The organism is Nonomuraea monospora, assembly GCF_039531895.1.
Taxonomy (GTDB): Bacteria; Actinomycetota; Actinomycetes; order Streptosporangiales; family Streptosporangiaceae; genus Nonomuraea; species Nonomuraea monospora.
In genome coordinates this window covers 65,912-88,799 of record NZ_BAAAQX010000041.1, presented here as the reverse complement: position 1 = coordinate 88,799, position 22,888 = coordinate 65,912, and the positions used below count along the sequence as shown (strand labels likewise).

The 22,888-nt window shown below is 73.2% G+C and carries 21 protein-coding genes; 9 read left to right on the top strand and 12 right to left on the bottom strand.

Annotation, left to right across the window (positions count from 1 at the left end; genetic code table 11):
• Positions 1–102: 102 nt before the first annotated feature.
• Together ABD331_RS49280 and ABD331_RS49275 are read left to right on the top strand one after the other, a co-directional pair.
• Complete coding sequence (locus ABD331_RS49280; protein WP_344492152.1) at positions 103–996, top strand: helix-turn-helix transcriptional regulator; 894 nt, start codon at positions 103–105, stop codon at positions 994–996.
• Positions 993–1,391, top strand: coding sequence for a hypothetical protein (locus ABD331_RS49275; protein WP_344492149.1), 399 nt, complete (start codon positions 993–995; stop codon positions 1,389–1,391). The genes ABD331_RS49280 and ABD331_RS49275 overlap by 4 nt, the downstream gene beginning before the upstream one ends.
• Here ABD331_RS49275 and ABD331_RS49270 read toward each other — a convergent pair.
• The 5 genes from ABD331_RS49270 to ABD331_RS49250 form a co-directional block, all read right to left on the bottom strand.
• Positions 1,340–1,735 (bottom strand): MerR family transcriptional regulator, encoded by a 396-nt coding sequence (locus ABD331_RS49270; RefSeq protein ID WP_344492146.1) that lies wholly within the window; start codon positions 1,733–1,735, stop codon positions 1,340–1,342. The genes ABD331_RS49275 and ABD331_RS49270 overlap by 52 nt on opposite strands.
• Positions 1,736–2,161: 426 nt before the next feature.
• Entirely contained in the window at positions 2,162–2,854 is a 693-nt protein-coding gene (locus tag ABD331_RS49265; protein ID WP_344492143.1) for an aspartate/glutamate racemase family protein, read from the bottom strand.
• A gap of 14 nt (positions 2,855–2,868) precedes the next feature.
• The gene (locus tag ABD331_RS49260; RefSeq protein ID WP_344492273.1) at positions 2,869–4,242 is read right to left on the bottom strand and encodes a UDP-N-acetylmuramoyl-tripeptide--D-alanyl-D-alanine ligase; all 1,374 of its coding nucleotides are present in this window, start codon (positions 4,240–4,242) and stop codon (positions 2,869–2,871) included.
• A gap of 5 nt (positions 4,243–4,247) precedes the next feature.
• A complete protein-coding gene (locus tag ABD331_RS49255; protein WP_344492140.1) occupies positions 4,248–5,204 on the bottom strand; it encodes a D-alanine--D-alanine ligase family protein in 957 nt (318 codons plus the stop codon).
• Between the two features lie 105 nt (positions 5,205–5,309).
• The gene (locus ABD331_RS49250) at positions 5,310–6,221 is read right to left on the bottom strand and encodes an aldo/keto reductase (RefSeq protein ID WP_344492137.1); all 912 of its coding nucleotides are present in this window, start codon (positions 6,219–6,221) and stop codon (positions 5,310–5,312) included.
• 86 nt (positions 6,222–6,307) lie between these two features.
• Between ABD331_RS49250 and ABD331_RS49245 the strand changes: the two genes are divergently transcribed.
• Positions 6,308–6,934: a TetR/AcrR family transcriptional regulator gene (locus ABD331_RS49245; protein WP_344492134.1), complete on the top strand. Its 627-nt coding sequence runs from the start codon at positions 6,308–6,310 to the stop codon at positions 6,932–6,934.
• Positions 6,935–6,979: 45 nt separating this feature from the next.
• Here the strand turns inward: ABD331_RS49245 and ABD331_RS49240 are convergent, their stop codons facing one another.
• Complete coding sequence (locus ABD331_RS49240; RefSeq protein WP_344492130.1) at positions 6,980–8,065, bottom strand: NAD(P)/FAD-dependent oxidoreductase; 1,086 nt, start codon at positions 8,063–8,065, stop codon at positions 6,980–6,982.
• 102 nt (positions 8,066–8,167) lie between these two features.
• Here ABD331_RS49240 and ABD331_RS49235 point away from each other — a divergent pair, with 102 nt between their 5' ends.
• On the top strand, positions 8,168–8,875 hold the full coding sequence (locus ABD331_RS49235; RefSeq protein WP_344492127.1) for a sulfotransferase family protein: 708 nt from the start codon (positions 8,168–8,170) through the stop codon (positions 8,873–8,875).
• A 90-nt stretch (positions 8,876–8,965) separates the two neighbouring features.
• On the opposite strand, the gene ABD331_RS49230 is transcribed toward ABD331_RS49235, so the two are convergent.
• The 3 genes from ABD331_RS49230 to ABD331_RS49220 form a co-directional block, all read right to left on the bottom strand.
• Positions 8,966–10,150 (bottom strand): lactonase family protein, encoded by a 1,185-nt coding sequence (locus ABD331_RS49230; RefSeq protein ID WP_344492124.1) that lies wholly within the window; start codon positions 10,148–10,150, stop codon positions 8,966–8,968.
• 81 nt (positions 10,151–10,231) lie between these two features.
• Positions 10,232–13,252 (bottom strand): AAA family ATPase, encoded by a 3,021-nt coding sequence (locus ABD331_RS49225; RefSeq protein ID WP_344492121.1) that lies wholly within the window; start codon positions 13,250–13,252, stop codon positions 10,232–10,234.
• A gap of 8 nt (positions 13,253–13,260) precedes the next feature.
• The gene (locus tag ABD331_RS49220) at positions 13,261–13,656 is read right to left on the bottom strand and encodes a hypothetical protein (RefSeq protein ID WP_344492118.1); all 396 of its coding nucleotides are present in this window, start codon (positions 13,654–13,656) and stop codon (positions 13,261–13,263) included.
• Positions 13,657–13,973: 317 nt separating this feature from the next.
• Between ABD331_RS49220 and ABD331_RS49215 the strand changes: the two genes are divergently transcribed.
• The 5 genes from ABD331_RS49215 to ABD331_RS49195 all read left to right on the top strand — a co-directional run bounded on the left by ABD331_RS49215 (position 13,974) and on the right by ABD331_RS49195 (position 17,958).
• Positions 13,974–14,900, top strand: a complete 927-nt coding sequence (locus ABD331_RS49215) for an ABC transporter ATP-binding protein (protein WP_344492115.1) — start codon at positions 13,974–13,976, stop codon at positions 14,898–14,900.
• Positions 14,897–15,661 (top strand): ABC transporter permease, encoded by a 765-nt coding sequence (locus ABD331_RS49210; protein WP_344492112.1) that lies wholly within the window; start codon positions 14,897–14,899, stop codon positions 15,659–15,661. Before ABD331_RS49215 ends, ABD331_RS49210 begins: the two co-directional genes overlap by 4 nt.
• 25 nt (positions 15,662–15,686) lie before the next feature.
• Positions 15,687–16,949, top strand: a complete 1,263-nt coding sequence (locus ABD331_RS49205; protein WP_344492109.1) for a sensor histidine kinase — start codon at positions 15,687–15,689, stop codon at positions 16,947–16,949.
• The gene (locus ABD331_RS49200) at positions 16,946–17,605 is read left to right on the top strand and encodes a response regulator (protein ID WP_344492106.1); all 660 of its coding nucleotides are present in this window, start codon (positions 16,946–16,948) and stop codon (positions 17,603–17,605) included. Before ABD331_RS49205 ends, ABD331_RS49200 begins: the two co-directional genes overlap by 4 nt.
• 122 nt (positions 17,606–17,727) lie before the next feature.
• Positions 17,728–17,958, top strand: a complete 231-nt coding sequence (locus ABD331_RS49195; RefSeq protein ID WP_344492103.1) for a DUF6289 family protein — start codon at positions 17,728–17,730, stop codon at positions 17,956–17,958.
• A gap of 4 nt (positions 17,959–17,962) precedes the next feature.
• Here the strand turns inward: ABD331_RS49195 and ABD331_RS49190 are convergent, their stop codons facing one another.
• Genes ABD331_RS49190 through ABD331_RS49180 form a run of 3 tightly spaced genes read right to left on the bottom strand, consistent with a single transcriptional unit; the run spans position 17,963 to position 22,804 of the window.
• Positions 17,963–18,985, bottom strand: a complete 1,023-nt coding sequence (locus ABD331_RS49190) for an LLM class flavin-dependent oxidoreductase (RefSeq protein WP_344492099.1) — start codon at positions 18,983–18,985, stop codon at positions 17,963–17,965.
• 43 nt (positions 18,986–19,028) lie between these two features.
• Positions 19,029–20,099: a serine hydrolase domain-containing protein gene (locus tag ABD331_RS49185; protein ID WP_344492096.1), complete on the bottom strand. Its 1,071-nt coding sequence runs from the start codon at positions 20,097–20,099 to the stop codon at positions 19,029–19,031.
• 35 nt (positions 20,100–20,134) lie between these two features.
• Positions 20,135–22,804, bottom strand: coding sequence for a hypothetical protein (locus ABD331_RS49180; protein ID WP_344492093.1), 2,670 nt, complete (start codon positions 22,802–22,804; stop codon positions 20,135–20,137).
• Positions 22,805–22,888: the final 84 nt, after the last annotated feature.

Here is a 22,888-nt window from a genome sequence, read left to right as displayed (position 1 = left end):
CTGACCAGCCGGAAAGGGCCGCAGAATGGCCCAAGCCATCGGGGGACAAACTGGGCCACCCTCACGTGACGACGCCCGGGAGGCGGGCGCGAGACTGGTGACATGGACAGTGACCACACCAGCAGCCCGCTGGCCGAGTTCCTGCGCTCGGCCCGCGCCCGCCTCAGCCCGCAGGAGGCCGGGCTCGACGAGCCGATCCTGGGCAGGCGCCGGGTGTCCGGGCTGCGGCGCGAGGAACTGGCGCGGCTGGCCGGGGTGAGCGTCGACTACTACACCCGCCTGGAGCAGGGCCGCAGCCGCAGCGCCTCTCCCGAGGTGCTCGACGCGCTGGCCTCCGCCCTCCGGCTCGACGAGGCCGAACGCGACCACCTGCACATCCTCGCCCGCCCCCAGCCCGCCCGGCGCAGGCGCCGCCCCCGGCCGCAGCGCGTCCACCCGGCCACCTGGCGGCTGCTGGACGTCCTGGAGGCGGCCCGCAGGCCCGCCTTCGTGCTGGGCCGCCGCCTGGACGTCCTGGCGCACAACCGGCTCGCCGGACGCCTGATCACCGACTTCCGCGCCCTGCCCGCCGCCGAGCGCAACCAGGCGCGCTTCGTCTTCCTCGACCCGCACGCCCGCGAGCTGTACGCGAACTGGCCCGCCGTCGCCGCCGACACGGCCGCCATGCTGCGCCGCGACGCCGGCCGCCACCCCGACGACCCCGCGCTCAGCGCCCTCGTCGGCGACCTGGCGATCCGCAGCGCGGAGTTCCGCCGCCACTGGTCCGACAACAAGGTCCACCAGCGCACCACCGGCAGCAAGGACTACCACCACCCGCTGGTCGGCGACCTCACCATCACCTACCAGGCGCTCACGCCCGCCGACGACCCCGACCAGATCCTGTTCGTCTACGACGTCGAGCCGGGCAGCCCGTCCGAGACCTCGCTGCACCTGCTCGCCCAGTGGAACGAGCAGCCCGGCGGCGACTTCGCCGAGCTCCCGCGCGACCGCCGGTGATCGCAGACCCGCGTGGGCCGGGCCTGGTCGCGGAGCTGGAGCCCGCGATCAACCCTGTGCTGGCGGCCCTGCTGTACGTGACGTTCCTCCAGGTGCCCGCCGCCGAGCTGGTCCGGTCGCTGCGTGCTGGACGGTTCCTGGCGGCGGCGCTGGCGGTGAACTTCGCCGTCGTGCCGCTCGTCGTCGCCGCCATGTTCGCCTTCCTGCCCGCAGACCAGGCGGTACGGCTGGGCGTGCTGCTGGTGCTGCTGACGCCGCTCGCGCTGGCCCTGCCCGACCGGCTCGCCGTCGCCTCGGTGGTCGTGGTCGCCCAGACCCTGGTGGAGGTGGTGGGCATGGTCGGCTACGTCCGCCTGGTGCCGAGGCTGCTGCGGTCGGGCCCGAGCCGGCAGTGACCGGCGCGGCAGTCGCGCAGGCTCCGCGCCGCCGCGCGCCGGACCGCGGCCAGTTCGGCCATCCTGGCGTCGATCCGCTCCACCACCGCCTCCAGCCGCCACCGCTCGCTGTCGCACGTCGCCCCGCCCGCGTCGTGCGCGGCCAGCGCGTCGGCCACCTCGTCCAGGGTGAAGCCCAGCTCCTGCAGCCCCTTGGCGAAGCGGATCCGCTCCACGGCCGTGGCGTCGAAGACGCGATACCCCGACGGCCTGCGCTCGGCGGCGGGCAGCACGCCGCGCCGCTCGTAGAAGCGCACGGTGTCCACGCTGACCCCGGCTTCGGCGGCGACCTGCCCGATCCGCATCCGGCCTCACCTCTTGACTCTGGAGTACGGTCCAGACTTTAGGGTCGGCGCGGAGGCCGCCGCAAGAGCGCCTCTCCACCGAGGAGGCCCGCCATGGAGATCCCGCCCGCGTCCACCCCCGTCGTCTGCGACATGACCGACGCCCCCGACACCCCCCAGCAGCGCCTGGACGAATATCACCGGCTCTTCGACCGGCACCTCGCCGCCCGCGAGCGTACCCCCGGCGGCATCCGCTTCCGGTTGCGCGCGGAGCCCGGCGTCGAGCGGCAGGTGCGGGATCTGGCCGCCCGCGAGAAGGCGTGCTGCGCGTTCTTCGCCTTCGACGTCACCACCGACGGCGACCAGGTGGTCTGGGACTGCGCCGTCAGCGACGACGACGCGGCGCGCGCCGTGCTGGAGGAGCTCTACCGCCTGCCCGACGCCGCGTCACCCGCCGAGGGCGAAGCAGGCCGCCTCCTCGGCGTGCAGCCGGGCGCTGGGCAGCACGGGGACGGCGGTGTCCTTCTCGCTGATCAGCAGCTCGATCTCCGTGCAGCCGAGGATCACCCCCTCCGCCCCGGCGTCCGCCAGGCCGGCGACGATCAGGGCGAACGCGTCCCTGGATGACTCCCGCAGCACCCCCCGCACCAGCTCCTCGAAGATCACCCGGTGGACCAGCTCCCGCTGCTCACGCGGCGGCACCACCACCTCGAGCCCCTGGGCGGCCAGCCGATCCCGGTAGAACGGCTGCTCCATGGTGAACCGCGTGCCCAGCAGCCCGACCCTGCGCATCCCCCTCGCGCGGGCCTGCGCGGCCACGACGTCGGCGATGTGCAGCACGGGCACGCTCGCGGCCCGCGCCACGTCGTCGCTCACCCGGCTGAAGGTGTTGCTGCACACCAGCAGCACCTCGGCGCCCGCTTCCTCCAGTTTCCTGCCCGCCCCGGTCAGCATCGTGCTCACCTCGTCCCAGCGGCCGGCGAAGACGAGGTCCTCGACCGTCGTGTAGTCGACCGACCAGATGAGGCTGTTGGCGGAGTGGCTGCCGCCGAGCCGCTCCCGTACCCGCTGGTTGATGATCTGGTAGTAGATGACCGTCGACTCCCAGCTCAAGCCGCCGATCAGCCCGATGGTGCGCATGAGACTCCGTTCCTCTAACTCGCGCCGGACAGCGCACGGGCGCAGGCGCTGAGCCCGATCTCGCTGGACGCCTTCACGAACACCACGTCCCCCGGCTCCAGCAACGCCCCGGCCAGCCCGATGGCCCCGGCCACGTCCGCCACGGTGTGCACGGCCACGCCCTGGCCGGCGGCCCGCGCCGCGTCCGCCAGCGCGCGCGGATCCCCCTCGCCGACCGCGATCAGCACGCCGAAGCCCAGCTCGGCGACGAGCGCGCCAATCTCCGCGTGCCGGGCGCGCGAGGCCTCCGCCTGCTGCCCCATCGCGCCGAGCACCGCCACGGTACGGCGACCGCCCGCCAGCGCCCGCACCGCCCGCAACCCGGCCCTCATCGACTCGGGATTGGCGTTGTACGCGTCGTTGACGACGGTGACGCCGTCGGGCCGTTCGGCGATCTCCAGCCGCCCTCCGGACCGCCGCCGCGCCGCGTTCAGCCCGCCGGCGATGTCCGTGACGTCCAGCCCCAGCGCGCTCGCCACGGCGGCGGCGGCCAGGGCGTTGCCCACCTGGTGCTCGCCCATCAGGCCGAGCCCGATCGCGGCCCGGCCGGACGGCGTCACCAGCTCGAACGCGGCCCGCGCCCGATCGTCCAGCCGCACCCCCTCGGCCCGCACCGACGCGCGCGCCGACCTGCCGTACCACACCACCCCGGCCCTGGTGCGGCCCTCCATCGCCGCCACGTAGGGGTCGTCGGCGTTGAGCACCGCGATCCCGTCCGGCGGCAGCGCCTCGACCAGCTCGCCCTTGGCCTGGGCCACGTCCGCCAGCCCGCCGCCCATCCGCTCCACGTGCGCGGAGCCGACGTTCAGCACCAGCCCGACCCGGGGCGGCGCGAGCCCGGTCAGGTACGTCAGGTCGCCCTTGCGGCCCGCGCCCATCTCCAGCACCAGGTACCGGGTCGCGGCGTCGGCACGCAGCACCGTCAGCGGCAGCCCCAGCTCGTTGTTGAAGGACCTGTCGGTGGCGACCGTCGCCCCGTGCCGTTCGAGCACCTGTGCCAGCAGGTCCTTGGTCGTGGTCTTGCCCACCGACCCGGTCAGCCCGATCACGACCGGGCCGATGCGGCCGAGCACGTGCCTGGCCAGCAGGCCGAGCGCGACCTGGACGTCCTCGACCACCAGGGCGGGCACGCCGACGGGCCGGGAGGCCAGCACGGCGACGGCGCCGGCGGCGACCGCCCGCTCCGCGTAGTCGTGACCGTCCACGCGGGCGCCCGCCGTCGCGGCGAACAGGCCGCCGGGCGCCACCTCACGCGAGTCCACCGCCGAAGGCGCCGTCACCGGCGCCTCCGGGTCGCGCACGTCCGCGAGCCGGGCGCCGGTCACCCCGGCGATCTCCCGCAACGTCATGGGGATCACGAGCCGCTCCTGACCAGCGCCAGGTCGATCAGCCGCCGCAGCAGCTCCCCGTACGGGACGCCGCTCGCGGCCCACGCCCTCGCGTACACGGAACGGGCCGTGAAGCCGGGCATGGTGTTGATCTCCCCCACGTACAGCCGGCCCGTCCCCTCCTCGTACAGGAAGTCGACCCGGGACAGGCCGTAACCGCCGATCGCCCGGAACGCGCGCAGCGACAGCTCCCGCACCTCCCCGGCCACCCGTTCCGGCAGCACGGCCGGGATCGTGGCGATCTCGGCAGGGCTGAGGTATTTCGCCTCGTAGTCGAGCCACTCCCCCGGCACGATCAGCTCACCCGGCACCGACACCTCAGGCGCGTCGTAGCCGCCCAGCACGCCGCAGATGAGCTCCCGCGCCGACACGCCCTGCTCGACGACGACCACCCGGTCGTGGGCCAGCGCCGCGTCCACCCCGGCGCGCAGCTCCTCCATGGAGGTGACCCGCGAGATGCCGATGGAGGAGCCCATGTTGGCCGGTTTGACGTACATCGGCCAGTCGAGCGGCTTCACCAGGCCCCACGGGTCCGTGGTGGTACGCCACTCGTGCTCGGTGAACCACACGTGCGGGGTGACGGGGATGTCCTCCGCCAGGAACGTGCGCCTCATCGCGACCTTGTCCATCGCCACGGCCGAGGCCAGCACGCCGCAGCCCACGTACGGCAGGCCCAGCGTCTCCAGGTGCCCCTGGACGACGCCGTCCTCGCCGAACGGCCCGTGCAGCACGGGGAAGACCACGTCCACCGGCTCCTGCCGCAGCTCAACCGGCCACCTGCCCTGCCGGTCGATGATCACGGGGACGGGTTCGTACCGGTCTCTCGGCAGCGCGTCGAGCACGGCCTGCGCCGACTGTAACGACACCTCGTGCTCGGCGGACGGGCCGCCTGCCAGCACAGCCACGCGCAAGCGTTCAGTCACGATCTTCTCAGCCTTCCTCGGTGGAACTGATCCCCTCCACTGTCGGCCGGTCGTATCCGCGACTCGTCATCGCTGTGTCATGGCTGTGTCACGGCGGGGTCGTCGTCAGCGCGGGAAGGCGAACGGGCGGGACGGGATCGCGTCGAGCGCGGCCAGGGTCTCCTCGTCGAGGGTGATCGCGCCCGCCGCCAGGTTCGCCTCCAGGTGGCTGACGTCGGCGGTGCCCGGGATGAGCAGCGTCCGAGGGGAGAGGTGGAGCAGCCAGGCCAGCGCGACCTGCGCCGGGGTGCACCCCAGGCGGCCGGCGGCGGCGAGCACGGCCGGCTCGTCGGTCACCTTGACCATTCCCGGCAGCGCGCCGCCGAGGGGGAAGTACGGCACCCAGGCGATCCCCTCCGCCTCGCACAGCCGGAGCACGTCCTCCTCGTCGCGGGAGACGAGGCTGTAGGCGTTCTGCACGCACACGATGCCGGCGGGCAGGGCGCGGCGCAGGATGCCGGCGGTCACGCTGCTCAGCCCGATCGCGCCGATCTTGCCCGCCTCGCGCAGCGCGATCAGCTCCGCGAGCTGGTCGTCGAGGTCCACCACCTGGTCGGCGGGGGCGGGGACGGTGATGCCCGCGTCCATGCGGCGCAGGTTGACGACCGGGATCCGCTCCAGCCCGAGCGTGGCGAGGTTGTCCTCGACGCCGGCGCGCAGCTCTTCTGGACGTTGCGCCACGCGCAGCGGGGCAGGGCCGCCGGGATCGGAGACGGCGCCGACCTTGCTGACGATCAGGACGTCGTCCCCGGGACTGAGCGCCTCGCGGATGATCTCGTTGACGTAGCCGTCGCCGTAGAACTGGGCGGTGTCCACATGGTCCACGCCGAGGTCCACCGCGTGGCGGAGCACGGAGATGGCGGCGGGGCGGTCGTCGTGCAGGCGGGCGAGCTGCATCGCGCCGTAGCCGACACGCGCGACCGTGCGTCCGGCCAGCTCGCCGGGGCCTCCGGGACGCGGGGCGGGTTGGGACGTCATGATTTACCTGCTCTCATGAGAGAATGCCAGCAAAACGGAGGGACCTCCGTTACATCCACCGTAGCACTACCGGAGGTGCCTCCGTTTTGACCGGCCCCGCCACGCCGCCACCGCCCCACACCCCGCCCGGCTCACCGGAGCCCGCCGACCGGCCGGTCCGCCGGGACGCGCGGCGCAACCGCGACAAGCTCATCGCCGCCGCCCAGGCCGCCTTCGCGGCAGCCGACGGCCCCGTCGCGCTGGAGGCGATCGCCCGCCAGGCCGGAGTCGGCATCGGCACCCTGTACCGGCACTTCCCCACCCGCGAGGACCTCGTGGACGCGGTCTACGCCGCCGAGCTCGACGCCGTCACCGCGAGCGTCCCCACCCTGCTCGGGCAGCACCCCGCCGACGTCGCGCTGCGGGCCTGGATGGGCCGCTACGCCGGGTTCGTCGCCACCAAGCGCGGGATGATGGACACCCTGCGCACCGGGTTCGCGTCCGGACGCATCGCCCCGCCCTCACGCGAACGGGTCACCGCCACGATCGCCGCCATCCTCCAGCGGGGCGCCGAGGCGGGCACCCTCCGCGCGGACGTGGACCCGGACGACGTCACCACGCTGCTCATCGGCGTGTTCGCGGCCATCGCGGGCGGCGCCTCCGACGAGCAGGTCGGCCGCCTGCTCGACCTCCTCACCGACGCGGTCCGCCCGCGAGCCGCCGCAGGCCCCTGATCGACGGCCTCGGCCCCGTCGCCGCCGCAGGCTCCTGATCGCCTGTCAGGGGGTGAACCGCTCCGGGCGGAAGCCGTCCAGCAGGTCGTCCCGCTTCCCGCCGAGGATCTCCGCGGCGAGCAGCCGTCCGATCACCGGCCCGAGCGTGATGCCGCTGTGCGTGACCGCCTCGTAGTAGCCCGGCACGGACGGCACCGCCCCCACCGAGGGGAACCCGTCGCCCGGGATGGGCCGGAACGCCACCCGCGTCTCCCCGACGCGCGCGCCGCCCAGCCCGGGAACGACGCGCCGCGCCGAGGCGTGCAGCAGCCGCCCCAGCTCCGCGGGCTCCTCGCCGGTGTCGATGAGCGCGTCGATCTCCCGGCTGTGCAGGACCACGGAGGCGTCCCCGTCAGGACGGATCTCGACGTGCGGCGCGTGCATGACCCGCCCGATCGGGACGTCCGCACAGCTCAGCCGGGTGACGACGCCGGGCTCCCTGCGCATCGGCAGGCGCCGCCCGACCAGCGCGGCGACCTGAGCGGCGCTGGGGCCCGCCGCGTTCACGACGGCGTCCACGCCGAGACGGCTCCCGTCGGACAGCACGACCGCCTCGACGCGCCCGCCGGCGCCGGTGCCGATCTCGCGGACCCCGGCTCCGAACCGCCGCTCGGCCGCCGCCTGGCCGACCAGGCGGCCGACGAGACGACGCCCGTGCACCCACGCCTCGTCGGGATAGAACACGACCGGCGCCTCGTCGGGCAGCGCGAGAGCGGGTTCCAGCCGCCGCGCCTCGGCCCCCGTGCGCACCTCCACCCCGTAACCCCAGGCGGCCAGCAGCTCGGCCGTCTCCAGGAGCCTGGCCTCCGCCGCCGGGTCGTCCGTCCAGCGCAGGTGGCCGCTGGGGTACCACCAGGAGCTTGGCCCGATGGCGGCGGCCAGCTCGCGACAGGCCACCAGGCCCGCGACGTTCAGCTCGTAGTAGGCCCTGGTCACAGTCTTGTTGCTGGCGTTGACCCACGAGAAGGACCAGTTGGTGACGCCTTCGCCCGGCTGGGCCGCGTCGATGAGAATCACTTCCGCGCCCTGCCGGGACAGGTTCCAGCCCACGGCGGCCCCTAGGATGCCCACTCCGATGACCGCGACTCGCACCGGCCCCTCTCCCATGAACATTTCCTACCACCCACAGGCGTTGCCAGGCCATGATCACACCACCATGATCGGATCCAGGCCGACACCGCATGGAGGAACGACATGCTGAACGTGATCGGCGCGGGATTCCCGCGCACCGGTACGAGCTCGATGAAGGCGGCACTGGAGCGGCTGGGCTTCGGGCCCTGCCACCACATGTTCGACGTCGGGTCCGACCCCGACAGGGCCCGGCGGTGGGCGCCCCTGGCCGACGCCGGCACGGCGCCGGACTGGGACCACGTGTTCGAGGGCTTCCGCTCCGCCGTGGACTGGCCGGCCTCGTTCTTCTGGCGGGAGCTGGCGGACGCGTACCCGGAGGCCAAGGTGATCCTCACGGTACGCGACCCGCACGCCTGGCTCGCGAGCATGCAGGCGCTCATCGCCAACGGGCCCGCGCGGTTACAGGCCGACAGGCTCGCACCGGAGATGGCCCCTCTGGTGGAGAACATGAACACCACCCGTCCGCTGCTCGAACGCATGATCCGGGAGGGGCTGGGCAGCGATCGGGCCTTCGGCGAGCCGCTCGACGAGAAGGACAGCCTCCTGGCGTTCGAGCGGCACGTGGCCACGGTGAAGGAGAGCCTGCCGCCCGAGCGGCTGCTGGTGTTCGACGTGCGGGAAGGGTGGGAGCCGCTCTGCCGTTTCCTCGGCGTGGACGTCCCTGATGGGGAGCCGTTCCCGCACCTGAACGACAGCCAGGTGATGGAGCAGTCGATCGACAGGCTGCTGCAGGGGGAGAACATCGGGCTGCCGTTCCACCCCGCGAGCTGACGCCGGCACTCGCCTCGCGCGTTTCCACTACGTGCGGGCGGGGTCCGGCAGCAGCTCGACTGCCCGCCACCTCCTGGGGTTCTTCGCCGGCTAACGCGGCCCGATCCCGCCGAAGGTGACGGACTGGAACAGCGGGCGCAGGCCGCCGGTCTTGACCGGGCCGTGGATCAGCTTGAGGTCGCCGTCAGGCTCCACGGCGAACGTGAGGAGCTCCGATCGCAGCGTGCTGACGTAGGCCCGCTGCCCGTCGGGGCTCAGCGCGACGCCGACCGGGCCGCGGCCCGCCTCGAACGGTGCGCTGGGCACGGGCTTCAGCGAGCCGTCGTCGCTCTTGATGGTGAAGCCCCAGACCTTGGTGGCGGCCTCGGGGTCGGCGTTCAGCGCGCCGCTGGTGACGTACAGGTGCTCGCCGTCGGGCGCGACGGCGGTGCTGGAGGGCACGTCGGGCGCGGTGTACGGCGAGCCGGGAACGGCCTTCAGCGAGCCGTCGGCGCCGATCGCGAAGCCGAAGAGCTGGCGGGGCGACACGCTGGTCAGCGACTCGCAGGCGACGTACAGGTAGCGCCCGTCGGGGGTGACCGACAGGCCCTGCCCGCCGCGCTCGATGGGCACGGGCTTGCCGAGCCTGCTCAGCTTGCCCTCCGGACTCACCTCGAAGACGACGACGAAGCCGGGCGGCCCGGTGTTCTCCGGGGTGACGGACGGGCGGCCGTGGCTGACGAACAGGAAGCGGCCGTCGGGGGTCATGGCGAGGCCGCGCGGGCTGTCCTCGCCGGTGGAGACGGGGGTGCCCAGCGCGTACAGGCTGCCGTCCAGGCCGACGGAGAACGCCGACACGGTGCCGTCCTCGGTGTTGGCGGTGTAGAAGCTCCTGCCCGAGGGGGCGATGACGCTGCCGAACGGGAAGTCGCCCGTCCGCACCGGCGGCGCGAGCACCGTGAGCCTGCCGTCGTCCCCCACCCGGTACTGGTGCACGCTGTCGTCCAGTGCCGTCGCGACGTAGGCGGTACGGCCGTCGGCGGAGAGCTGGAGCTGCCGCGGCTGGTCCCCCGTCCGGATGAGCGGCTTCTCCAGCGCCGGCCTTCCCGACAGGTCCAGCCTGAACAGCGAGATGTCGTCGGAGTCGCCGTTGGTGACGTAGAGCGTGCCGCCGCCGACGGCGGCTCCGGCGGGCGCGCCGGCCAGCAGCACGCTCGCGGCCAGCACGGCGAGCGCGGCCAGAGCCGGGCGGGATCCGGGCGTGGCGGGCCTGCGCGGGGAACGGGTCGATCGCATGAGGTCTCCCATCAGGGTTGTCCGCAGGCCGGTAGTCGAACACGCCGCGTCTTCAAGGCCGCTTCAGTACGGCTTCACCCCTCAGTTCCGCTGGAGCGTGTACGTCTTCGTCTCGCCGGGAACGAACGGGTTCTGCGAAATCACCTCCAGGCTGTCGCCGTCCGCGCTGAGCGTGAACGTGGCCGCGCCCCACTTGAAATCGCAGTTCTGGCCGCTGGAGCCGTGCACCCAGCGGGTCTCGCCCTCGTAGACGGGCCCGTTCCCGGACAGGTGCACCTCCGCGCCGCCGTGGGGGAAGGTGCAGCCGCTGTTGGGCTCCACATGGTCGGACCCGCGCCTGGTGCCTTCGTAGGAGCCGCCGCCCACGTCCTGGAAGTTCAGGTATCCGCCCCAGTTCCCGGACAGGTCGGGTGGCGGCTTCGGGGTGACGGTCAGCTCGGTGCCGGCGGAGCGGCCGGCGGCCCGGCCCGTGACGGTCAGGCGGTACGTGGCCGGTTGGGCGGGCGCGTGGCCGCGCAGCGTCACGTGGCCGTTCCCGCCTGCGGTGGCGGTGGCGACGAGGGTGTCGCCGAGCGTCAGGCGGACGGTCTCGCCCGCCTCGAAGCCCGTGGCGGTCACCTCCAGCGCCGCCTCGGCCCGCACCGACGACGGGACGCTGGTGAGCCTGATCGGGGGTGCGGGGCGCTCCCGGACGGTGAGCCCCGCCTCGGCGCGGCGTTCGGGGGTCTTGCCCTGGGCCGTGATCGTGTAGGCGCCTGCCGCCTGGACGGTGGCGCCGGGCAGCACTGCGATGCCCCTGGAGTCGGCGGTGCGGGTGCCGAGGTCGCCGCTGCCGCCCTGGCCCGTCCAGGAGAACGTGATCCGTTCGCCGGGGTCGAAGCCGGTGGCGCGGGCGTCGGTCGAGCCGCCGCTCTCGACGACGGGGTTCGAGAGGGTGAGGTGGGGGGTGGCGGGGCGTGGTGTGCTGCGATCTCGGGGTGTGTTGTCCTCCGTGTCGGGCGGGGGTCTGCGGTCCGGCCCGGGGTCGGGAGAAGTCCTGCGCCCGGTGTCCGACCCGGTGTCCGGCCTGGTGTCCGGTCCTGTGTCCGGCGGGGTGCGGCGGATGGTGCCCGGGCCGGTGCCGGGCGAGGGCCGGTTGCCGGACTCGACCGGCGGATCAGCCGTCCCGAGCGGCGGATCAGCCGTCCCGAGCGGCGGATCAGCCGTCCCGAGCGGCGGGCGGGCGTTGCCGGAGGAGCGTGGGCCCGCCGCGACCGGGGTGATGACCGTCGCGGGCTGCTCGGCGGCGCTGGGCCTGGCCAGGTGCACGCCGATGGCGGTGGCCGCCGTCACCACCACGGTGGTGGTGACCGCGATCGCGAGGGTCGGGGCGCTGAAGAGGGATCCGCCCTTGCCGAAGAAAGCCAGCGCCCCCGCGGCGCCCAGCCCGCCTCCGCCGAGGCCCAGGAGCAGGCCGAGGGCGCGTTCCCGTACCTTCTTCTCGCTCTCGAAGTAGGCCACGTCGTCGGCCGCGCCCGCGTTCGTCGCCGCCGTCAGGCCGAGGGCGAGCGTCCGGCCCCAGGCGCCCCAGCGCAGGGAGCGGCCGAGCAGCGGCGCGGCGGCCCTGGCCAGGGTCCTGGCGGGGTCGTGCGCCTCCTCCTGCACCGCCGCCCGCAGCACGGCGACGATGACGGCGGCGCTCGCCGCCACCTCGGCGCGCGTGGCGGACCTGACCCAGGCGGTGAGCCGGGTGGCGTAACCGGCCGCGTCCCGCCTGCCGCGCCGGATCGGCGCTTCGCCCGCCAGCCGGTGGCCAGGGCCTGCGGGCTCGGCCAGGCGCAGCCGCCGCAGTTCGGTGAGGGCGGCGTCCGCGTCGTCCGGGGACGGGAGGGCGGCCAGCGCGGCGAGCACCGGCGCGGAGACCGGCACCCCGGGCAGCGCGGCCAGCGCGCGGGCCGCCGCGGACCTGTCGCCGTCCAGGGACGCGACCAGGGCTCGGGCGGCGGTGCCGGGGTCGGCCGCGACGGGCAGGACGCCGTTGGTGCGCATGAGGGCGGCGGCCTGGAGCAGCGTCCTCGGGTGACCGTTCGCGGCCCGGCACAGCTCCCGAATGGCGGCCCGCTCCTCCCCGCTCAGACCACCACCCGCAGCCGAAACCACCCCGGCACCACCCGCAGCCGAAACCACCCCGGCACCACCCGCAGCGGGAACCACCCCGGCACGACCAGCAGCCGGAACCGCCTCGGCAGCGGCCGGAGCCGAGGCCGCCTCGCCGCTGGCCCAGCCGCCGCCCGCCTCGCCGCCGGCCCGACTCCCGCTCACCTCGCCGCCGGCCCAGCCTGCGCCCTCCCCGGCACCGGTCCGGTCCGCGACCGCCTCGCCGCCGGTCCAACTCCCGCTCACCTCGCCGCCGGCCCAGCCTGCGCCCTCCCCGGCGCCGTTCCGGTCCGCGACCGCCGCGGCGCCGGTCCGGTCCGCGAGCGCCGCGGTGGTGGTCAGGGTTACGGCGTCGGCCTCCGTCAGACCGCCGAGCGGCAGGACGTGCCCCTCCGCGCCCAGCAGCCGCTGCGTCGAGGCGAGCAGCAGCCCGGCCCCCGGGGTGGCGTCGAGCAGCCGCTCCAGCGACTCCGCCGTCCCCTCGTACCCGTCGATCACGACGAGCGCCCGCACCTTCCCCATGAGCTGCCGCAACCGCTTGGGCGGCGGCAGATACCCGGGGCTGTCGTAGCACGCCTCGAACAGCTCCTGGACGATGTCCTCGGTCTCCAGCCCGGCGCCCGACAGGTACACGACGTCCTCGCCGGCGTCCGCCGCGTCGCGGGCGACCTTGCTCAGCACGGCCGACTTCCCGATGCCGGGCGGCCCGTAGACCAGCACGGGCGCGCCGCGCTCGGCGAGCCAGCCGCGGACGCGCGCCAGGTCGCGCTCGCGCCCGATCAGGCTGGCCGCGCTCTGCGGCAGGAAGCGCGGGTCGGGACGCTCCCGCCTGCGCACCGGCACCGGCCCGCCCTCGCGCTGGGTGACGATCGTCCGCTCGTCGGTGTAATGGACGATGTTGTTGTCACCGACGAGTACGGTTCCGTTATTGTCACCGTTGATGCCTATTTGGACGGCCTCTGACACGTTTCCTCCTATTCCCCTCGATGGATGCGGGCGACGTTGTGATCGCCGATGATCAGATTGCCGTTGTTGTGTCCGTCGATATGCACGTTCGTCCCGCCCGTGGCGGCGTTCCGCAGCTCGCGAAGCAGGCCCTCGACCTCGCCCGCGCACTCCGGCCGTCTCGTCAGCAACTCGACGATCCGCCCCTGCCAGTGGCCCGCCAGCACGTGCGCGGGGATCTGACTGTCGCGCAGCGCCTGGCCGGAACGTTCCAGCGCGGCCTCCTCCACCGGCACGCGCTCCGGGTCGCCGCCGCTCATGAGCCGGGCGATGCGGGCCCGCGCGCTCGCCCAGCCGTCCGAGACCATGGCCTGTACGAGGGCGTGTCCCGTCGCCCCGGCAAGAGCCAGTAACTCCAGATCCATCGCCGGTACCCCTTTTCAAGCTAATAACCGATATTTCCGGAAAAGGGGGGACGGGGGCGTTCTGTCCGCGCCCCTTTAAGCCGGGCGGAAGCCCCGTCCCACGCCTTCATGCCGAAAATTCAACACGCGTCCGCCGCCATGTGCGGCGCCGGAGAGGCACGCCGTACAGATCCGTACAGCCTGGTCGATCCACCGATCGGTGGATCGAGCCCCGCCGTCCGGACGGCAGCCGATTCCCGTCCACCGGCCGATACCGGAGACGGCCCTGCTCGAAGCAGGGTTGAGGGGTAACGCATCCGGCTCGGAAGGGACCCCGCATGCCACCCGTGATCGAGGTACGCGACCTCCGCAAACGCTACGACGACAAGATCGCGGTGGACGACGTCTCGCTCACCGTCCAGGAGGGGGAGATCTTCGGGATCCTCGGCCCGAACGGCGCGGGCAAGACGACGACCGTGGAGTGCGTCGGGGGCCTGCGCACCCCGGACCGCGGCGAGATCAGGGTGCTCGGGCTCGACCCGCTCCGCGACCGCGCCGGGCTGACCCGGCGGCTCGGCGTGCAGTTGCAGGCCGGCCACCTCCCCGACCGGCTCCAGGTCGGCGAGGCCCTGCGGCTCTACAGCTCCTTCTACCCCGGGCCCGCCGACTGGCGCGCGCTGCTGGACGCCCTCGGCCTGGCGGACAAGGCGAGAACCAGGTACGCCAAGTTGTCCGGCGGCCAGAAGCAGCGGCTGTCGATCGCGCTGGCGCTCGTCGGCAACCCGGAGGTGGCGATCCTGGACGAGCTGACCACCGGTCTCGACCCGCAGGCGCGGCGCGACACCTGGGACCTGATCGAGGGCGTGCGCTCGCGCGGCGTGACGATCGTGCTGGTCACCCACTTCATGGAGGAGGCCGAGCGGCTGTGCGACCGGCTGGCGCTGATCGACGCCGGCCGCGTCGTCATGGTGGACACCCCGGCCGGCCTCACCGCGCGGGCGCGCATCGAGCAGCGCATCCACTTCCGCCCGTCCAGGCCCTTCGACGACGCGCTGCTGGCGAGCCTGCCGGACGTCTCCGGCGTGACCCGCCGCGGCGAGCTGGTCGTCGTCACCGGCAACGACAACGTGCTGAACGCCGTCACCGCCGTCCTGGCCCGCCACCGGATCGTGGCCGGACGGCTGCGCGTCGAGCAGGCGAGCCTCGAGGACGCGTTCGTCCAGCTCACCGGCGCCCCCGCACAGAACGGAACCCGTACCCCATGACCACGCTGAACACCGCCCAGCACGGCTCCGCGACCTGGCGGCTCATCATGACGGAGTGCACGCTGAGCGTCCGCGACAAGGTCGGCCCCCTGTGGGGCATCGGCTTCCCGCTGATCCTGCTGATCATCCTGGGCAACGTCCCCGACCTGCGGGAGCCCGTGGACGGCGGCGGCCTGACGTACTTCGACCTCTACGTGCCTGTGCTCATCCTGTTCAACCTGGCGATCCTGGCCACGGCCGCGCTGCCGGTCACGCTCGCCGGCTACCGCGAGAGCGGCGTGCTGCGGCGCATGCGGACCACGCCGGTCGGCCCGGCCCGCGTGCTCGCCGCCCAGCTCGTGGCCAACTTCGCCGTCGCGGTCGTCGCGATGGTGCTGTTCCTGGCGGTGGCGCGGCTCGGCTTCGGCGTCGGCCTGCCGGAGCACCTTCCCGGTTTCGCCCTCGCCTGGCTGCTCGCGGCGGCGGCGCTGCTCGCGATCGGCCTGCTGATCACCGCGCTCGCGCCTGGGCGCGGCCCGGCCACGGCGATCGGCACGGTGCTGTTCTTCCCGATGATGTTCTTCGCCGGGCTCTGGATCCCGATCTCGCAGCTGCCGCCGCTGCTCCAGGGCATCGCCCACTACACGCCGCTCGGCGCGGGCATGGGGGCGTTCCAGGACGCCTACCAGGGCGTCTTCCCGTCCGCCTGGCCGCTGCTGACGCTGGCGGGCTACGCGGTGGGGTGCTCATGCCTCGCGGTCCGCTGGTTCCGCTGGCAATAGAATCGCGCGAGGGGAGAGGGGAGCCTTGAGCGGGAAGACCTCGCAACAGCCGCCGTTCCTGCTGGTCGGCGTGGTGCCGTACGCGCTGCTGGCGCTGCTCGTCGCCATCCTGCTGGTCGTCGAGGACTGGTCGGACGGCTCCCTGCTCGTCGACCTGGGCCTGTGCGGGCTGGCCGCCGCGTGGATGCTCGGCATGTTCACCCTGCGTCCCGGCTGGCGGGACCGGCCGCGGATCATGGGGGTGTTCGTCGCGGGGCTGCTCGCGATCACCGCGGTGCTGGTGGCCCGCCAGCCCGCCTTCGGGCTGTTCACCCCTGCCGCCTACATCTACTCCTTCACGGTGCTGCCCTGGCCGTGGCGGCTGCTGGGCGTGACCGGCGCGGCGGTCCTGGCCGGTTCGGCGCAGTCCTCCGCCATCCCCGCGACGGACGCGTTCGGCCTGCTGATGCACCTGATCATCATCGGCTTCAACGTCGCCATGATGTGCGGCTGCGCCTGGGTGCTGCGGATCGCCGAGCGGGAGGAGGAGCGGCGCGAGCAGACCCTGGAGGAGCTGAGCCGGACGAACCGGCTGCTGGAGGCGACGCTCGCCGAGAACGCCGGCCTGCACGCCCAGTTGCTCGCCCAGGCCAGGGAGGCGGGGGTGCTCGACGAGCGCCAGCGGATGGCCCGGGAGATCCACGACACCCTGGCGCAGGGCCTGACCGGCATCATCGCGCAGCTCCAGGCGGCCGAGCAGCTCCACGAGGTCCCTGCGCAGTGGCGGCGGCCGTTCGACGCCGTCAAGAACGTGGCCAGGCAGACGCTGTCGGAAGCGCGGCGGTCGGTGGACGCGCTGCGGCCCGAGCCGCTGGACGGCGCGCGCCTGAGCGACGCGCTCGCCGACGTCGCCGGCCGCTGGTCGAAGCTGCACGGGCTGCCCGTCCAGGTCACCACGACCGGCACGGTGCGGCCGATCGCGGCGGACGCGGAGTTCGCGCTGCTGCGCACGGCGCAGGAGGCGCTGGCCAACGTGGCCAAGCACGCGGGCGCCGCCAGGGTCGGGGTGACGCTGTCGTACCTGGAGCAGGAGGTGGCGCTGGACGTACGCGACGACGGCGAGGGCTTCGACCCGGCCCGGCTCGACGCCACCGCGGGGCCGTCCCCCGGCGGCGGCGGTTTCGGCCTGGCCATCATGCGGCAGCGCGTCGAGGCGCTGTCGGGCACCCTGCGGATCGAGTCCGAGCCCGGCGCCGGCACCGGGATCTCGGCCTGCCTCCCCTTCCTGCCGGCCGGGAGCCGCCCATGACCGAGCACACCATCCGGCTGCTGATCGCGGACGACCATCCCGTCGTCAGGGACGGGCTGAGCAGCATGTTCGCCTCCGCGCCCGGGTTCGAGGTGCTGGGCGAGGCCGCGGACGGCGCCACCGCCGTCCGGCTCGCCCAGGAGCTGCGGCCCGACGTCATCCTGATGGACCTGCGCATGCCGGGCATGGACGGGCTGGCCGCGATCACCGAGCTGGCCAGGCTCGGCCTCACCGCGCGCGTGCTGGTGCTGACCACGTACGACACCGACACCCACGTGCTGCCGGCGATCGAGGCGGGCGCGACCGGCTACCTGCTCAAGGACGCGCCGCGCGAGGAGCTGCTGCGGGGCGCGCGGGCCGCGGCCGGCGGCGAGAGCGTGCTGTCCCCCTCGGTGGCGGCCCGGCTGATGAGCCGGGTCAGGAAGCCCGCGCCACAAGTGCTCAGCCGGCGGGAGCTGGAGGTGCTGGAGCTCGTGGCGGCCGGGAACACCAACCGTGAGGCGGCCGCCCGGCTCTTCATCACCGAGGCCACCGTCAAGTCGCACCTGCTCAACATCTACGCCAAGCTCGGGGTGAACGACCGGGCCGCCGCCGTCACCGAGGGGTTCAACCAGGGGCTGCTCGTCCCCCGGGGCCCGGCCGGTGGGGGATCCTGAAGGGCCCGGTGAAGATCTTCTTCACACCCTGCTGACCAGGAGACACAAACCGCCAGCTCTTGATCAATCGCATGGGGCGGCCGATCATCGAGGAAGATCCCCCCACCCATGGAGGAACCCCCATGATCCGCCGCCTCCTGCTGGCCACCGTCCTCGCCCTCGCCGCCGTCACCGTCTCCACGGCCCCCGCCCAGGCCCGCGCCTGCAAGTACAACTACACCTGCGTGACCGTCTTCTACAGCGACTCCACCCGCACCACCGTGGTCGGCGAGAAGTACGAGGACTGCACCGGCGTGGTCGACATGTGGGGCGTCCGCACCGGTTACCTGGAGTTCTACGAGAGCCCCTGCTGAGCCGTCAGCGCCAGCCCAGCGCCGGAGCGACGTGCGTCAGGACCGACGAGAGGAGATGCGCGTTGTAGTCCACGCCGAGCTGGCTGGGCACCGTCAGCAGGAGCGTGTCGGCGGCGGCGATCGCCTCGTCGCCGGCCAGCTCCTTGACGAGCACGTCCGGCTCGGCGGCGTACGTACGGCCGAAGACGGCCCTGGTGGTGGCGTCGATGAAGCCGACCTGGTCGGAGCTGGTGCGCTCGTGGCCGAAGTAGGCCCGGTCGGTATCGTTCACGATCGGCATGATCGAGCGGCTGACCGACACCCGCGGCTCGCCCTCGTGGCCGGCCTCCTTCCACGCCTCCCGGTAGGCGGCGATCTGCTCGGCCTGCTGCACGTGGAACGGCTTGCCGTTCTCGTCGTCCTTGAGCGTGGAGCTCATCAGGTGCATGCCCAGCCCGGCGGCCCACTTCGCGGTGGCGTTCGAGCTGGACCCCCACCAGATCCGCTGCCGCAGCCCCGCCGAGTGCGGTTCGAGGCGCAGCAGGCCGGGCGGGTTGGGGAACATCGGCCGCGGGTTCGGCTGCGCGAACCCCTCGCCGTCGAGCACCTTCAGGAACACCTCGGCGTGCTGCCGCGCCATGTCCGCCTCGGTCTGACCCTCGGCCGGCTGGTACCCGAAGTAGCGCCAGCCGTCGATCACCTGCTCGGGTGATCCCCTGCTGATGCCGAGCTGCAGCCGCCCGCCCGCGATGAGGTCGGCCGCACCGGCGTCCTCGGCCATGTAGAGAGGGTTCTCGTAACGCATGTCGATGACGCCGGTGCCGATCTCGATCCGGCTCGTCCTCGCGCCGACGGCCGCCAGCAGCGGGAACGGGCTGGCGAGCTGCTGGGCGAAGTGGTGGACGCGGAAGTAGGCGCCGTCGGCGCCCAGCTCCTCGGCGGCCACCGCCAGGTCGATCGACTGCAGCAGCGTGTCGGACGCGCTGCGCGCCTGCGAGTGCGGCGACGACGACCAATGCCCGAAGCTCAGGAAACCGATCTTTTTCATACGCAAGTCAACCTTCCCCACGTCAAAGACATTCCGGCGGAGATCAGCCAGTCGCGGAGGGCAGCAGGTGGTCGCGGACGAACGCCGTCACGTCGAGCTCCTCATCGCCGTTCGTGCTGGTCACGAAGACGAGGTCCGCGCCGGGGATCACGTGCACGAACTGCCCGCCGTACCCCCAGGCGAAGTACATGAAGCGCCCGGCGACGGTCCGCGTCCACCAGCCCTCGGCGTAGCCGAAGGTGTCATCGACCCGCGTGGTACGGGCCTGCGCCGCCCGCACCGCGCTCCTGGGCACCAGCTCCCGGCCCTCCCACCGGCCGCCGTGCAGGTAGAGCAGGCCGAACTTGGCCAGCTCCCGTGGCGTCAGGTAGAGGTTGTACCCGCCGGAGTAGACGCCCTGCGCGTCCCGTCCCCAGTGCTCGGCCGTGACGCCCATCGGCCCGAACAGGTACCGGTGGGCGAACTGGCAGGTGCCCATGCGGGTGGCCCGCTGCAGCACGGCCGACAGGACGTGCGTGTCGCCCGTGCTGTAGTTGTACGTGGCACCGGGCGCGGAGACGAGCGGGCGGCCGATAATCGCCCGGACCCGGTCCGGTTCCCGCTCGATCCGGTACTCGGTCACGTCCTCCGTCCAGTCCAGGCCCGACCTCATGGTCAGCAGGTGCCGGACGGTGATCTTCTGCTTGGCCGGGTCGCCGCCGAAGTACTCCGGCAGGTACCTGGCCACCGGGTCGTCCAGGCCGCCGAGGTGGCCCCGGGCGACGGCGAGGTGGGCCAGCGCCTGGAGAACGCTCTTCGACGCCGAGTGGACGTTGCCGCTCCGCCGTGCGCCGCCGCCGTGGAAGTACCGTTCGGCCACGAGCCGCCCGTGCCGGACGACCAGCGCGCTGAGCAGCGACGCGTTCTCCCCGAGCCGGTCCAGGCCCTCGTCCAGCAGGGCGGGGTCCATCCCCGCCGCCTCCGGCGGGGACGGCGGCCAGTCCGCGTCGTCGTTCACGGGATCCGGGTACGCCGGGTCGTCCTCGTAGAACGTGCGGCCGTCGCCCGCGATGCGTTCGCAGTCGACGGCCGCCGTCGCGCCGGAGCACCCGGCCGACGCCAGCAGCGCCAGCACCGGCACCACCCGGATCAGCCGCCGCCCCAGGGCTGTCAGGGCTTGAATCCGAACATGTACGTGTTCGGCGTCCCCGGATCGCCGGACGTCACCGGCTTGGCGATGGACCAGGTCCTGATCCCGAGCTGCCCGAACGCCCCGTACGCGGCCGGCTGGTCGGGGGCGGCCCCGTAGTAGCGGGTGACCCGCCCGACGAGGCCCTCGACCGGGTCGTGGCTCATCGGGATCGCCAGGTCGAACAGGGCGCCCTGGTCGTAGGGCCCGGCGTCGGTGAACTCGCCGTCCTCCCTGATCTTGGTGCGGCCCGCCTGCGGGTCGGCGGAGGCCAGGCCGTCGTCGCTGGAGTACTCGACCTGCGGGTCACCCGCCCGTACCGTCACGTACTCCTGGCGCGGGGTGGGGTCGGCGTTCCAGTTCAGCACCCTGCGCAGCGTGACGTGCGGCAGGTCGGCGGCCTCGCCCGTGGTGCGCACGGTCACCTTGACCTGGTAGAGCTCCTTGACCGGCGAGGGGCCGAACTCCTGCTCCAGCGTGGTCGTCCCGTACGGGCTCTCCACGGTGACCACGGACTTGGCGGTCGTGTCGGTGGACTCGAAGCTCACCGGTGTCACCCGGTTGGCGACCCCGGGCGCGCCGGAGATCCAGGGGCCGCGCGCCCACCCGGAGTAGGCGGGGACGCCGCCGGGGTGCGAGACGTTCACGCCCCAGCCCTCGCACTTGCACTCCTCGTTCTGGTCGACGTGCGCCAGCCCTTCGCCGCCGGTCGGCAGGTAGCGCAGGCCGACCGCCGTGGTGCCCTCGCCGGACGACGGGGCGCAGCCCTGCTCGTGCAGGGTGCCGTACTTGTTGACGCCGAGCGCGACGGTCCCGTTGGAGATGCCCGCCGCGTCGATGCCGTCGAACGCGGTCTCCCAGTGGATCTTCGCGTCCGGCTGCCGGTAGTCCACGAGGTCGGCGCGGAAGTGGGTGAAGACGAGGGTGAGCGCCTGCACCTGGCTCGCGCACGGGCCCATGGTGAAGCGGTGGTGGGCGTCGGGGACCGGGGTGCTGCCCTCGTCGGGGACGGCCCGGGCAGGGAAGTTCCCCCACAGGATCGGCGTGAGCTGGACGCTGCCCGCCTGCTCCTCGACCTTCGCCTTGATGTCGACGATCCACGTCTTCCAGGCGCCCGACGAGGTGGGGCCCGGCACCATGATGTCCACGTACGCGCTGCCGCCCTCCTCCAGCACGAGGTCGCCGGACGCCTTGCCGTCGCCGCTGAGCCTGCGCACGTCGCGGGCGGGGCGCGGCATGGCGGGGAACGGGTCGGCGGCGGCGGTCCTGGCGTCCCGGCCGAGCAGGTCGCACCAGGCGGGGATGTCGGGGTCGGTCAGGTGCCAGACGGCGCCGGGCGAGGGGCCGCCCCTGGCCTGGCCGCAGAGCTGGTAGGCGGCGATGCCGAAGTCGATCATCTCGTGCACGATGCTGCTGCCGAGCTCGGCGACCACGGCGGAGATCACCAGGCCGGGGTCGGCGTCCTCGGAGGTGTCGATGCGCTCCCAGACCTTGCGGACGGCCACGGCGCCGAAGCGTTCCTCCAGGAACTCGGCGAAGACGAACCCGCCGTACTGCCGTCCCTGGGCCAGTCCGTCCCAGTGGGTGATCGACTCGTGGGGGCGGCCGAGGAAGTCGGTGATGTTCGAGGCGTAGGCGTAGCGCTTGCCGGTGGTCGGCAGGTAGGCGTCGTCCTTGACCGCCTGGTGGGTGGCCCACTCGGCGGTGGACTCCATCCAGGCCTGCAGCGGGATGAGGTTGCCCGGGATGTTGGCGATCGACCTGGGCGGCTTGTAGGCGTACTGGATGACGTGGAACACCTCATGCCTGGCGGTGGACCATTCGTCGGCCTGGTGGCCCATGAAGATGGAGCTGCGGCCGATGAGGTCGGTCGGCGGCGTGAATCCGTCGTGCGCGCCCGCCCCTTCGGGCCCGAACACGACGAGGATCTTGTCGGTGCCGGGCCGCCGGTAGCCGAGCGCGGTGTAGGTGTCGAGGGCCATCTCGAAGGAGACGGCGGCCCGCTGGATGTAGTTGGGGATGCCGTCGTCGGCGATGCCCTCGCGGAAGTCGGTGACGGCGCCGTCGTAGGAGTTGACCGGGCGCGGGCCGTCCAGGTTGTACCAGATCTCGAAGCCGGCGGTGAGGTGGCGGCAGTGGAAGGTGCCGATGGCTCCGGCGCGCAGGTTCTGCCCGCACTGGACGGGCGGCACGGCCAGGGCCGCCGCCTCGCCGCGCTGGGTCGCCTCGATGCCTTCGCCCGTCGTGGCCCATCCCTGCGGGACGGGGCGCGCCTGCTCTCTGGGCTTGTCCTCGTCGAAGGCGTGGTTGGCGACGCGGTTGCGGATGCCGTTGCGCACGGAGTGCGGCAGCCGCTCCATGACGCTGTCGATGGCGAGCCCGAGCACCGCCCGCTCCTGCTCGGTGATGTGGTCGTCGCGGTAGCGCTGCGGCGGGTTGCCCTGCCAGCCGAGCTTGGCGTAGCCGTGGTTGACGAACGGCTGCTCGTTCAGCCTGCCGTCGCGGACGTCTTCGAGCAGCGCCCGCAGCCCTGGGCTGAACTGCGAATAGTCGTCGCGCGGCTCAACCGTCCCCGCGCTGGAGGTGCCGGTGAGCAGGCCTCCGCATAAGACCGCCACCACGGTCGCGATGATGACCCCGAGTCGCCCCATGTTCTCTCCTCATGTCGGCCCCCGCACCGAAGCATGAGGTCGCCCGGCGGCTCTGTCCCGGCCTGTCACCCGATTGTGATCCCG